The following is a 12728-nucleotide window of genomic DNA, read 5'->3' on the forward strand; positions in this document are numbered from 1 at the left end:
TTTCCTCCCGCATAGCTGCCTATTTCTTATTTTTCTTGGTTTCGGAGAAGTACAGGATATCCGGATAGCCGTAATCATCCATGCCCTCCGCCTCTATTTGTTTCTGGACAGCTGAAACCAGTAAATTGATTCCCTGCTCTGCTATCTCTTGTTCTTCAGGCGTCAAGAAATCTAAAACCGCCCGTAACGACTGGTTTTTCAATTGTGATATGCTCTCATCAATCTCTTCAGCGAGTCTCGACGACAAACTGATATCGACCAAACGCTTATCCTTCTGATTCGGCGTTTTCTCCAAAATGCCTTTCGATACTAATCTCTCCACGATATCCGAAACTGTACTTTGCGTCATCTTCAAATTTTGCGAGAGCAATTTGACACTTACCGTCTTATGGGCAAACACTTCCCCGATCACCCGCACCTGTGGAATGGTTACCCCATGCTCCTCCGCTTGTCGCTGAAGGCTTTTCATCGTATAGCGATGCAAATAGTCTATCGACTCTCCTATAATTGTCGCTTTATCCACTTTCCTTTTCACATCCTCCCAAATTACATCGTAGGCGATACATCTTGTACGATATATATCGTAATGCGCTGGACTCCGTTTGTCAATAATGGATACAGCGGCTGTATACCCCTAATCCAATAAATTACTAGAAACGGCTAGAAGTTATCGCATATTCAAATATAAAAAGAGAGCTGAGATTATATTCCCAGCTCCCTTTAGTCTGTACTTGTAACAAATCCTTAGTTGATTTTTTTAAGGAAAGTACTTGTGGCCTCAGTGATATCTTTAACATTAGTTTGATAGAACGTATGAGAGCCATCAATCATTTGGAACTCAACATTTGCACCAAGTCGCTTCAAGTGATCTTTTTGGAGCTCTTCTCCATTTTCCACTTCTTTTTGAGCATATGAGGATATTAGTTTCAGTACAGGCACTTCTGAAGGGAAAACGGTGCTGATTACCTCATTGATGTTGTCATCTGAACTCCGAATCTGATTATTGATTGTTTTGTTGAAAAGATGATAAGAAAATAATTGATGATCCCTAATTTCTTTTTCAGTATAGTCATTTTCAACTGTTTGAGTAGAAGTTACCAATCCATTGATGATTCGACTTAATCCAGTCTCTTGCATTAACATAAGAGAACCATTTAAGATTTTTATAATTTTGGGGTCATAGACGAAAGAATACATTTTAGATTCTATTTTCACTGTTGGAGATGTGTCCAGCATAATAATTGCAGAGACTTCTTCAGGATAATTTGATGCATAATATTCGCTATAAACTCCGGACACAGAATGCGGCATTAAGACATACGGCGGCTTGATATCCGCCTGTGATAATGCTGTTCTGATTTCTTCCGTATAGTTTTCATTTGTTCGTGGTGTATCTGTCTCGTCACTGAACCCCACTCCAAAATATTCAACTGTAACTACTTTATATGCTTTCGAGAGTTCTCTCATTAAAGGACCAAAATCTGCACTTGGCAAAGGCGCACCAGTACCCGGTAACAAAACAATGGTTTTCTCTCCCTGTCCCATTGAATAGACATGCATGTTCTGATTGTTTACTTCTACCATTTCTCCGTAAGGCGAGATCGCTTCAAGCTCATTTGAAAAGAATATTTTGTTGATCGCAAATCCTATTACATTCAAACAAACGATAATTCCTAAGATCCATGCAAAAACACGCAAGATCTTCTTACCTTTTTTCTTTTTAATTTTACTCAATATGATTACCCCTTTTCTCCCGTAATAACGCTGCCGACATTTTCACATATTACTAGGTAAAATATTACAAGCTCTTGTTATACTAATAGTAGAACAGATATCACTAAAGGTCAATCTTTATGGCTGGCCAACGCAAAAAGAAGCATGTCCTCCCCATCCAGAGAGGACATGCTTCTTCTGCTTTCCTATATCATTCCCCTTCTTGTACATCTGCATCCTTGGCGTAGTTACACTGAGATCAATCGACAGGCGTGTAGCCATGACGCGCATAGAGAAAGGCGGACTTGCGAGCCTAAGAATTCTGGCCCTCAAGTCCACCCACACGATTCACTCATTTTCCACAAGCGGCAACTGGAAAGCCCAAATTAGTTTTAAGTACAAGTACATGATAAAGAGAGAGGATGATTATGGACAATAAAGACCAGTGAGATTTGTAAAGAGTCCTACATCATTTTAGTACATAAAAAAAAAGACTTGCCAGCCACTCCAAGTCCCTCAACTGTATAGATGATTATCCCTTTACTACAGGTGCATTCTTTCCAATAATTACGCACATCACAACAATAATTGCCAAACCAATCGATAGCCATGTAATCGATTCCCCTAAAAATAACACAGAAAATGCAATCATTATAAAGGGTTGTAAATATTGAATCTGCCCGACTCTTGCAATCCCTCCTAACGACATTCCACCATACCATGCCACATACGCTAAAAATTGACTTACCACACCTAAATAGAACAAGCTGATCCAAGCTTCGATAGGCGCTTGTAACATATGAACTGAGATGCTGAAGCTAACAGGAATAATAAAGAACGGGGCGCCAATTAATATAGCCCAAGCTATCACTTGCCAACTGCCAAGCTCTTTTGAAAGTTTTCCACCTTCTGCATAACTTAACCCCAGTATGACAACAGCTGCAATTAGCGCAATATCACCTTTTTGCAGTTGCCCTACACCTAAATAGACGGCATATGCCAGTACTGTAACAGCACCCATTATACTCGCGATCCAATAGCGTTTCGAAGGCCGCTCACCTCCACGCCACATCGCAAAACCGGCTGTTGCAAGTGGGAGTAAAGCAAGCTCTATGGCACCATGAGAGACAGGCAATGTTTTCATTGCAAATGTTGTTAATAAGGGAAAGGCAAGCACCGCCCCTATAGCGACAATAAGTAAGCTTATGAATTGTCTCTTATTCGGTATGGATTGCTTTTTTATAATAAAAATCGTTCCCACGACAATTGCTGCAATAACTGTCCTGCCTAAGCCAACGATTGTTTCGCCAAAATAAGGGACAGCAATACTTGTAGCTGGTAATGTAAGACTAAAACATATTATCCCTATCAATCCTAATACCATTCCTCTTCTTGTGTCGTTCCCCATATAAATCCCCCTTCACATGCATAAAAATATATCCCATAATCATAGGTAAAAGGATAAGCGAATTAACATGATTGTACTGAATATCTACTTTTTTTAATATGGGAGAATTACGTATCTGTCATGGTACAGATGACCAAGGAGCGTATAAATGACAACAAAATTTAGAGGGATTTTAGAATGGGTGAAACAACAAATTGAAATAGAGCAGGTAAAGGCAGGAGACAAATTACCATCGATTCGTCTGCTCGCTGAACAATTTCAGTGCAGCAAAAATACAGTAGTTAAGGCATTACTTGAATTGGAAAAACAGCATATTGTATATGCCAAACCTAAAAGCGGCTATTACGTCGTTGATGATTATCAAACACCTAGTCAACATGAGAATGTTATCGATTTTTTATCGGCTGGCCCAGATCAACGAATCATGCCATATGAGGATTTTCAGCATTGTATGAATCAAGCCATTGACCATTATAAAGAACAATTATTTACTTATAGCGAGCATCAGGGACTTCTTTCATTACGCGAGGAGCTTGTACGGTATTTACAACAATTACAAGTGTTCACGAAACCTGAACGACTTGTTATTACTTCTGGATCACAACAAGCACTTCATGTTCTGTCCCATATTCCCTTTCCAAATGGGAAAAGAAATATATTGATTGAGCAGCCTACTTATTTCGGGATGGTTGACATACTCAAGTTAAATCATATACCTACTGTTGAAATTGAATTATCAATGAAGGGCATTGATTTTGAAAGACTTGAGTACTTATTTCGAACGAATGATATTAAATTCTTTTACATCATTCCAAGATGTCATAACCCCCTTGGCCATCATTATACAAATAGTGAAAAGAAAAAAATCGTTGCTCTTGCAGAAAAATACGATGTGTTTATCGTAGAGGATGATTATTTAGCTGAATTAGATCCGAATACGAAAGCAGACCCTTTGTTTGCTTATGAACCGAACGGAAGAGTTATTTATGTAAAGAGTTTCTCGAAAGTCTTTCTGCCAGGACTTCGGATTGCTACTGTCGTGCTCCCTGAAAAAATGATTTCCTCATTCGTTCGTTATAAATTCAGCACCGATTTTAATACATCCCCACTTTCACAAGGTGCATTAGAAATCTATTTAAAAAGCGGCATGTTTCACTATCACTTAGAAAGCGTAAAAAAAATATATACTAAAAAAATGCAGACATTAGTAGAGGCTTGTTCATTGTATTTACCGAACGATGTACAATTTACAAAGCCGGAAAGCGGTTTTTATCTAACCATCTTTTTACCTTCCCCTATAGATGTCGATAAATTGATTCACTTATTACGTGAAAAACACATATACGTAGACAACGCTTCCAGAATGTACGTAGCCGAAAACAAACAGAAGGCAATTCGGCTAAGCATTTCGCAAGTAAATGAAAATAAAATCCATTTCGGTATTCAACAATTAGCTGCTCTCATAATCGATATGTGTGAAAAAAAGAAGTACAATCTACTCTCGTTTAAATCCCATTAAAGTCGTTAGGACATGTTTCATTTGATGATCTTAATCAAAGCTCTATTGTTAAATAGAAAAGAGTCGATTCCTTTATCTCCAAGAGGAATCGACTCTTTTTCAGGTACATATTATTTATCAGTTTGTTGTTGCTTTTTTTTCAAATACTCCGCACGTATTTTTTCAAGTTGCTGCTTTTTATCAAAGTTGGCAGGCTTGTGTTTTTCATGATACTTTGCCACAGCCATCTGACCTTTGGAATCCAATTGATACTTCCCCACTATGCTCACCTACTTTTCTTGGCCTTAAAGAGAATCTATTCAACAAATATAATATACCTTATTTACTGAAGTAAACCTTTTTACTTTATTAGTGTACTGCCTAACCATCCATATGTCAGCAAAAATTAGTAAAGTAATGATAGCCAAATGGTTTACAACTTAAGCATCTACCATGTAGATTCCCTATTTCAAAGTTCCCCTCTCTTCTTACGAAGAAAGAACAGTTTTCCTCTTTCGCGTATACCGCAAATAATAATACAAATAACATGCCCCGATAAAACCGAATCCGATAGCAAGCGATACCCGCTGCGTCGGATCGACTGCAGCGAATACAAATAACAATGCGCAAATTACAATACAAAGGATCGGAACGACCGGAAACAGGCGGACTCGGAATTTAAGATCTTCCGGCTTTCCTCCATCTTTTACATACTGCATCCGGAAACGTATTTGGGAAATCGCGATGGCCATCCATGTGATTGTTCCCCCGATTCCACTGACTGATAGAAGGACAACAAAGAGCGTAGTCTCTGCCATGATACTAGTGAGCAAGGAAAGAAGGGCGAAGCCGAGAGTAACAAGCAGCGCATTGATCGGAACGCCCCGTTTGTTCAGCTTCCCGAACATCGGATGCGCCATCCCGTCTTGGGACAACGAATAAAGAATCCGCGTACAAGCGAATAGGCCCGTGTTTCCGACGGATAGGATGGCCGTCAAGATGACGAAGTTCATGATATCTGCAGCGTATGGAATCCCGACGATATCAAAAACAGTGACGAATGGACTTTCCAGAACGCTCGCTTCTTTCCAAGGGACGATTGCCGACAAAACAAAAATCGCCAATACGTAGAACACCAGAACACGCACAACGATGTTTCGGATAGCCTTCGGGATATTCTTTTCCGGTTCCTCTGTTTCCCCCGCTGCCACGCCCATGATTTCAGAACCTTGGAATGCATAAATGACAGTCATCATGACGATGAAAACCCCGGTCAGCCCTGTAGGAAACACACCATCTCCGACGATATTCGATAAATAGGGAGCCGGTGTCCCGTCCATCGAGATTAAACCGAACATGGCGCAAAAGCCGATTCCAATGAACAGCAGGACCGCCAATACTTTAATGCCCGCGAACCAATACTCCGTTTCGGCGAAGCTTTTCGTACTAAGCGAATTGATGGCGAACAGGAGAACGACGAATACTGCACACCAGATCCACACAGGGACATCCGGAAACCATCTGCCCATCAACAAGCCGGCCGCGATAAATTCAAGACCGACGTAAAGTGCCCAACTCAGCCAATACACCCACCCGATGACGAATCCCGAGGCAGGTCCGATAAACTTCGTCGCATGAGCCTGAAAAGAACCTGAAACCGGCATCACGACGGATAACTCTCCTAGACAAACCATGGCCAGATACATTAAGAGCCCACCTACCAGATAGGCTAAAATGGTACCGATTGGCCCGGCCTCCCCGATGGCATACCCTGAACCGAGAAATAGGCCGGTTCCAATAACGCCACCGAGCGAAAGCATAAATAGGTGTCTGCTCTTCATCTCCCGCCTAAGCTTTTGCGGACTCTCTTGTGTCGTCTTCATCTCCACTCACCATCCTCCTCAATATAAATGAAAGCGTTTACAAAAAATCAGACCTTAACTTCTTTTAATGGCAAAATCGGTTCTAATCTTTGTTGCATGAGCAAATGGAAATGATGGACACAATTCTCAGTCAGCGAAAACCTTCCTTGCTGGTACACACCTGTTTCGATGCCCTTTTGGACAACCTCACAAATCTCCTTGTCTTCCCGGCGTACATCTTCATCGACGGACATGAGCTCTTCTTCCTCTTCCGTGATCGTATCGTTCATGAAAAATGTCGTATAAATATATTTCGTTGTTTTATGATCAATCGGTATCGACTGGTGAATGGATAAATTAGGTGGTCCGGGATCGAATGAAAACCACATATTCGGATAAAGCCAGTAGTATCTCCCGCCCTGTCCCATTTCAAAATCAGCGGCTTGTCCCTTTAAAGGAGTCGCTTGATAAACATAGTTGTCGTAAAGGATCGATTCATATTGCTTCATATCCACTTTGGAAACGAGTGATTTATGGACTCCCGGACAGTGATCGCACTCCAGATAATTATCGATGCCGATTTTCCAATTCGAATGACAGATCGTTTCTTTCACCCTCGTTTTCTTAAATTGATCCAAATTGTCTTGTTTCACATGCTCAAATAACCCCCCGAACGTCTTGGCCATCGGTTCTGCATCCGGATCAAGATTCACAAAAATAAACGACTCGAAAATCTCCAATCTGACATCGTGTAAGCAAAAGGCAGACTCATCAAAGTTCTCGACACCTTTCATATTCGGTGCACGGTTCAGCGACCCATCCAGCATATAAGACCAAGCATGGTACGGGCAAGTGATGATGCGCTTATTCCCTTCCCCTTCGACCAGCTTCGCCGCCCGGTGACTGCAGACATTATAAAAGGCACGAATCTCCCCATCATCACCCAATGTCACAAAAATTGGTTTACCTACGATTTCAGTTGTAATATAGTCGCCCGCTTTTTTGAACTCGCTAACATGTCCAACATACTGCCACGTTTTACTGAAGATTTCTTTCAATTCGAAGTCCAATACATCGGGATCCGTATACAGCCAAGCTGGCAACGTGTGCGCTTCACTCAAGTTTTCGCTGACGCTTACTTCATGTTTCATAGATGAACCCTCCTATTCATTAATAGAACAAAATTCAATCTTTCCTGCCACTTTGTGAACGATATAGCATTCAATGGATTGATTCTAAAGACCTGTCCCCCCTACTCGTATTACATAATACGATTGAAAATTGTTATTATTCTTTTAACTAGAAATATATTATCACAAAGTTCTTCAGAAGGCATTTAATTTTGCTCAATCACATCAAGGATGATTCGTTAAAGAGAAAGTAGATCAGAAGCATAGGATGTTTTAGAAACCTAGCCTACCCTTGGGGGAAATTGTCTGAATGGTTGAAAGATGGGTATTTATGTTATACAGCCAATGAGGCGGGAGGCAGAAGCTGAACTTCAGAATGGCTTAGAACAGTTTCAGAAGGAATAGGCCTGTGCAGAAGGATAGATTGCGCTCTGATAATGTTCTAATTTCAAAGCTCGCTTCATAACTTCCTCTAGCAACGATATGAAAGGGTGATTCACTATTCGAAAAGCACTCCTAGCGATCATGGTGCTGATGCTTGGTTATGCCTACGCCTTTCCACTGCAGTCAACCAAAGCCGCGGCAACCAACATGTATGTAAACGCAAAAGCAGATATTATTTTGCGTGCAGAACCGAAACAAAACGCGGTTAAAATTCGAACAATTAAAAACCATGCCAAGGTAACTGTATTATCTTCGTCCAACGGATGGTCCTATGTACAAGCAGGCAAAGACAAGGGATATGTGTATACATCCGCTTTATCAAAGAAGAAACCGAAAGCCGCAGCCTCCACTGTAACTGGCGGCCTGGCACCTAAAGAAGGATTGATTCTCACGTACGAACCCTCATTTTTAGAACAAAAGAGAGAGACATTTTACGTTGAAACAGAGGACGAGTACACGTACTTATATAATAAAAAGAGTCCGCTCTACCCGGATTTATCGAACTTCACTTATATCGAAGACGGCAAAAGGCTGCTGATGGGTGTATCGAGCTCCGACTTCATCTTCGTCAACATTCCCTATCCTTTAAAAGAAGGAGCGACCATAACAGATTCGTCGATGATGTTTGAGGAACAAAAGGTGTTAGTTGAAAGCACAACGAAAACGGTGACCGTGAAGGCTGGTACCTTTACGAATACTGTCATTCTCAAGTATCCAAATGGCGCACGGGCGTACTTTGCTAAAGGGGTTGGAATTATAAAGAGTACCGATAAGAATGGCAAGGTTATTACGGAGTTGGTATCGATGGAGGGAGGTAAATAAGGGGACTTGTAAAGGCACCTGTGCAAAAAGAGTTACATTGCACAGGTGCCCTTCATTTATTTTTTCTCCCAAAACTAACATCATCGATATTCCTTACTTAATCCAACTTCTTCACATGCTTGGTTGTAATAGTTACTACTCGCATCTGGGCTATTTAAGATTTCATCCTTAAACAAAGTAACCCTCATTCTATCGCGCAGCTCTTCACCAATATCAGGGAATCGATATCCTACCCTCTCGATATCCTCCATATCATCCAGCTTCTTGAGTACAGTTGCAATTGCACAGTATAATCCAGGAAACTCTTTAGCAATTTCCTCTGCGTTCTCCAAGAAGTTTGACAGATACTCGTCTAGTTTATGAAACATATCAGGCTGACCATCATAAACCTTAAATGGAAAACTCGACCCACTTTCCCATTGTATCAACATGCCATAGAATGAAAAAATAGCACCCGCCCTAATATGTTTTTCCGGACTAGAAAAGTACTCATAAAATTTTATATGACTCCAATTCTTACCTGTCGCTAATCCTACCCAGCGCATACTGTCATACAGTTTTTCTAAGTGCTGTTCTATTTCTGACATTTGCAAACACCTCTTTATTCTAGTATTTCCGTACAAAATATTGTCATGTACAAACGACTACTATATTACGACATTGTACTTAGCTGATAACCGTAACGCCAACTTCCTGTTGACGTTTCAGCCGGTAATATCCTCTACAAAATTAAGTACCATTAGGTTTTAACATAATCAAAATTGAATTTACAATATCAGAAGCAGAGATGAACAAGTTATACCAAAAGATAAGCAACAAGACAGCTTCTTCTGCTTTTTTCTATCATTCGCCCTGCTTGAACATCTTAATCTTTAGTGTAGTTATAGTGAGATAGATCGACAGGCTTATACCCTTTTAGCGTAAAGAATCTCAACTAGTCACCATTTTATCCCAATAATAGATAACCGTCTAATGTTTTTTGTAAAGGCACCTGTTACTACTTAACTTACTATCGCTCATAAAGTTTACATTGTTAGGAAACAGGTATAGGGGAAAGACGAGATGAATATAGTTCGAGAAAGGAGGATTCTATGAAGTTAACAAGCAAAAGAGTATGGTTGAATACAATAATCGTTCTTACATACGTCTTAATGATTGTCACCAATGTATTGGCGAACGTCTTACCCATAAATGGCCAAACGACGGGGGAAGTTTCAGCGAAATACAGCAATTTATTTGCTCCTGCAGGCTTTACATTCTCAATCTGGATCGTCATATATGTCTTACTGGGATTACATGTTTTATACCAACTCGGTTTCTTTCATAAAAAGCAAAAACCTTCCACAGCCCGTCTATTAACACAAGTCGGCATCTACTTTTCCATTTCTTCCATACTCAATACCCTTTGGATACTAGCATGGCATTACGAAAAACTATTCCTTTCTGTCATTCTTATGGTCGGATTGCTCCTATGCCTAATCCACATCAACAAATTGACCGCAGAGGCTTCCCTCTCTTTAAAAGAGAGCTTTTTTATCAAACTTCCTTTTAGTATATATTTTGGCTGGATAACAGTCGCAACCATTGCCAACATTACAGCTTTCCTTGTCTCCATCGAATGGGATGGATTTGGGCTATCTGAAGTGACATGGACGATACTTATCTTGATTATCGGAACGATCATCAGTGTGGTAACCATGCTCCGCTTACACAACTCTGCATATGGTTTGGCTGTAGTATGGGGTTATTACGGTATCTATTCTCAACATACATCAGAAACTGGATTCAACAACCAATATCCTGCCATTATACTGACTGTCATTATCTGCATGATCGTCCTATCCCTAACGATCATCCTTGTCGCCGCGGGAAACAGGAGACAGTCCAAAATTTAAGTGTAAATTCTGTGAGGCTGTAGATTGAGCGCTATCCTGATAGTTACCTCCACGCATATGCTTTGGAATTTGGCATGCGGGAATGCACCAAAGTGGATAAAAGCAAAATAGAAGCATGCTCTCCCCCTCAGGAGAGAACATGCTTCTTTTGCTTTTGTCTATCAAAATGAAAATCAACTAAAAACGGTGTTACCACATTTTATAGGAACTGATACGGGCCAATAAAAATTTTACTTCTGATGATTTAGTGTTCGATATAAAAATACGGCGAAGTGCTGACGTGTAACTGGTGCGTTAGGCATGAAAGAGCCATCTGCCCCAGTTGTAATACCGTGACTTGCTAAAATCTGTACGTCGTCATAATACCAATCCGTCGGTTTAACATCTTTAAATGTTTGTGCTTCTCCTTGATGCGATAAGTGAAATGTGTTCACTAAAATTTTTGCAAGCTGCGCACGGGTTAGCGTTGATTCGGGGGTTATTGCATTATTATATCCATCAACAATACCTGCTTGGTAAAATTGCTGTATGACGTCATGATAAGTGTGTGTCCGCGGTAGATCAGTAAACGTTATTGCTTCTCTAAGTACGGGTAATTTTACCGAGTCAACATGATGTAACAGTGAAAAAACATGCTTGCGTAAAATTAATTCATTTGGATGAAACGTCCCGTTCGGATATCCTTTAATGATATTTGCATCACGCATCTTTTCAATTTCATTGAAATAGGAATGACTAAATGGGACATCGGAGAAAAACTGAGCTTTTATAGAAAACACATAGTCAGCACGTGTAATCGGACCATACGTGTTCATCATGGAAAAAACATTGTCTCCCGCCATTCCATTTGTTGTGAATGTTATAGGTTCAGGTACATTGTTACCCGCCGAATCCTTATTAATAGTGTCATTATTATATGTATGAATTTGTAAACCACTTACCTCTGAACTTGCTGTTATTTGGATTGGCATTTCTTTCGGTAATTGTACTTTATAATAGTGATGCTGACTGCCATAGCTCGTATTGTGATAAAACATATCCTTAATTTGCTTATTTAATGGAACTAATTGTGCTTGTAAATATCCATTATTTAACCCATTGGATATAACTTCATTTTCGGCAATTGGTTCGAATGAGGTATTTAATGTATATTTCATTTCTGGTTCAATCTGGTTAGTGTACTTAATGAGTAATGTATATTTCCCCGGCAGAACGAAGTTTTTTGTCTCAGTTTGAACTTTGTCGCGAAGTAAATTATGCAACACTTGCTTACCGTTTTCATTATAGAGTTCATACCAGCCATTTGCTGGGGTTTCAGGATCTATAGCTGAAGAATAAGTGGAGCCTTCAATTGTAAATAGGCCTTGTTGTGGCACATCAAACGTATAATAATCTTGATCAAAATAATTAACTTTATGAACAGCGCCAGTAATTTTACTTTGCAGCGGAACGTGTGTGGCTTCTTCAATCGAATTGTTTGGTTCTATGTCAGTTGTACCCACTTCTTCAAGCGTATACGACGCCGTGAAATCGACAGGAACGATATGATTAAAAGAGTGGATTTGCAGTATGTAAGCCCCTGCTTGTACATCAATACTCCCAACTGTTTTCGTTTCATCTCCATCTGATTTCGTTGAAACAACCGTGCCTAACGCCCTGTGAGTTTCATCAAAAACAGTGACCGCAAATGGCCTAACGATGTTGTCGTTCTCTAGCGTAATGGTAATTCGTTTCGGTTCGTATACATGTAAAGAGTAAAAACGAGTCTCATCTGTCTTTCCTTGAATTACCGTTTGTGGTGCCCAAGTAGAAGGGTTTTCAAACGTACTGGCTGATCCAGTGATTGGAACAGTAAATAATGAAGCTATTAGTAAAGCGCTAAAAATAAAAGATTTCATTGTAACCTCCTTAAATTCTTTATAAATTTTAATGAACTATGAGGATTGTTACAAGTTG

Annotated in this window: 11 protein-coding genes; 3 read left to right on the forward strand and 8 right to left on the reverse strand. The window is 40.1% G+C overall.

The genetic code is table 11. The features are described from left to right. Window positions 1-19: 19 nt before the first annotated feature. The 3 genes from NCCP2222_RS15100 to NCCP2222_RS15110 all read right to left on the reverse strand — a co-directional run bounded on the left by NCCP2222_RS15100 (window position 20) and on the right by NCCP2222_RS15110 (window position 3121). Window positions 20-535 (reverse strand): MarR family winged helix-turn-helix transcriptional regulator, encoded by a 516-nt coding sequence (locus NCCP2222_RS15100; protein ID WP_248513172.1) that lies wholly within the window; start codon window positions 533-535, stop codon window positions 20-22. A 209-nt stretch (window positions 536-744) separates the two neighbouring features. Beyond that, window positions 745-1734: an alpha/beta fold hydrolase gene (locus NCCP2222_RS15105; RefSeq protein WP_248513173.1), complete on the reverse strand. Its 990-nt coding sequence runs from the start codon at window positions 1732-1734 to the stop codon at window positions 745-747. 511 nt (window positions 1735-2245) lie between these two features. Beyond that, window positions 2246-3121 carry a DMT family transporter gene (locus NCCP2222_RS15110; RefSeq protein WP_248513174.1) on the reverse strand — a complete coding sequence of 292 codons (876 nt, stop codon included), beginning with the start codon at window positions 3119-3121 and terminating at the stop codon, window positions 2246-2248. Between the two features lie 148 nt (window positions 3122-3269). On the opposite strand from NCCP2222_RS15110, the gene NCCP2222_RS15115 reads away from it, so the two are divergent. Continuing rightward, complete coding sequence (locus NCCP2222_RS15115) at window positions 3270-4640, forward strand: aminotransferase-like domain-containing protein (RefSeq protein WP_248513175.1); 1371 nt, start codon at window positions 3270-3272, stop codon at window positions 4638-4640. Between the two features lie 110 nt (window positions 4641-4750). On the opposite strand, the gene NCCP2222_RS15120 is transcribed toward NCCP2222_RS15115, so the two are convergent. From NCCP2222_RS15120 to NCCP2222_RS15130, 3 genes are all read right to left on the reverse strand, one after another. Beyond that, window positions 4751-4900, reverse strand: coding sequence for a hypothetical protein (locus NCCP2222_RS15120; RefSeq protein ID WP_248513176.1), 150 nt, complete (start codon window positions 4898-4900; stop codon window positions 4751-4753). Between the two features lie 207 nt (window positions 4901-5107). Further along, on the reverse strand, window positions 5108-6502 hold the full coding sequence (locus NCCP2222_RS15125; RefSeq protein WP_248513278.1) for an amino acid permease: 1395 nt from the start codon (window positions 6500-6502) through the stop codon (window positions 5108-5110). Between the two features lie 47 nt (window positions 6503-6549). Further along, window positions 6550-7632, reverse strand: coding sequence for an aromatic ring-hydroxylating oxygenase subunit alpha (locus NCCP2222_RS15130; RefSeq protein ID WP_248513177.1), 1083 nt, complete (start codon window positions 7630-7632; stop codon window positions 6550-6552). A gap of 504 nt (window positions 7633-8136) precedes the next feature. Between NCCP2222_RS15130 and NCCP2222_RS15135 the strand changes: the two genes are divergently transcribed. Next, complete coding sequence (locus NCCP2222_RS15135; RefSeq protein WP_248513178.1) at window positions 8137-8877, forward strand: SH3 domain-containing protein; 741 nt, start codon at window positions 8137-8139, stop codon at window positions 8875-8877. A gap of 80 nt (window positions 8878-8957) precedes the next feature. Here NCCP2222_RS15135 and NCCP2222_RS15140 read toward each other — a convergent pair whose 3' ends face one another. Next, on the reverse strand, window positions 8958-9464 hold the full coding sequence (locus NCCP2222_RS15140) for a hypothetical protein (protein WP_248513179.1): 507 nt from the start codon (window positions 9462-9464) through the stop codon (window positions 8958-8960). 504 nt (window positions 9465-9968) lie between these two features. Between NCCP2222_RS15140 and NCCP2222_RS15145 the strand changes: the two genes are divergently transcribed. Next, window positions 9969-10772, forward strand: coding sequence for a tryptophan-rich sensory protein (locus tag NCCP2222_RS15145; protein ID WP_248513180.1), 804 nt, complete (start codon window positions 9969-9971; stop codon window positions 10770-10772). Window positions 10773-11002: 230 nt separating this feature from the next. On the opposite strand, the gene NCCP2222_RS15150 is transcribed toward NCCP2222_RS15145, so the two are convergent. Continuing rightward, window positions 11003-12670 (reverse strand): S-layer homology domain-containing protein, encoded by a 1668-nt coding sequence (locus NCCP2222_RS15150; RefSeq protein WP_248513181.1) that lies wholly within the window; start codon window positions 12668-12670, stop codon window positions 11003-11005. Window positions 12671-12728 lie beyond the last annotated feature (58 nt).

This window comes from Sporosarcina sp. NCCP-2222 (assembly GCF_023168145.1).
In the GTDB taxonomy this organism is placed as follows: Bacteria; Bacillota; Bacilli; order Bacillales_A; family Planococcaceae; genus Sporosarcina.

What these genes read in the sequence shown, in the direction of transcription:
- NCCP2222_RS15110 (WP_248513174.1), bottom strand. Translation starts at nt 3,121, where the DNA reads ATGGGGAACGACACAAGAAGAGGAATGGTATTAGGATTGATAGGGATA.
- NCCP2222_RS15115 (WP_248513175.1), top strand. Translation starts at nt 3,270, where the DNA reads ATGACAACAAAATTTAGAGGGATTTTAGAATGGGTGAAACAACAAATT.
- NCCP2222_RS15125 (WP_248513278.1), bottom strand. Translation starts at nt 6,502, where the DNA reads ATGAAGACGACACAAGAGAGTCCGCAAAAGCTTAGGCGGGAGATGAAG.
- NCCP2222_RS15130 (WP_248513177.1), bottom strand. Translation starts at nt 7,632, where the DNA reads ATGAAACATGAAGTAAGCGTCAGCGAAAACTTGAGTGAAGCGCACACG.
- NCCP2222_RS15135 (WP_248513178.1), top strand. Translation starts at nt 8,137, where the DNA reads ATGGTGCTGATGCTTGGTTATGCCTACGCCTTTCCACTGCAGTCAACC.
- NCCP2222_RS15140 (WP_248513179.1), bottom strand. Translation starts at nt 9,464, where the DNA reads ATGTCAGAAATAGAACAGCACTTAGAAAAACTGTATGACAGTATGCGC.
- NCCP2222_RS15145 (WP_248513180.1), top strand. Translation starts at nt 9,969, where the DNA reads ATGAAGTTAACAAGCAAAAGAGTATGGTTGAATACAATAATCGTTCTT.
- NCCP2222_RS15150 (WP_248513181.1), bottom strand. Translation starts at nt 12,670, where the DNA reads ATGAAATCTTTTATTTTTAGCGCTTTACTAATAGCTTCATTATTTACT.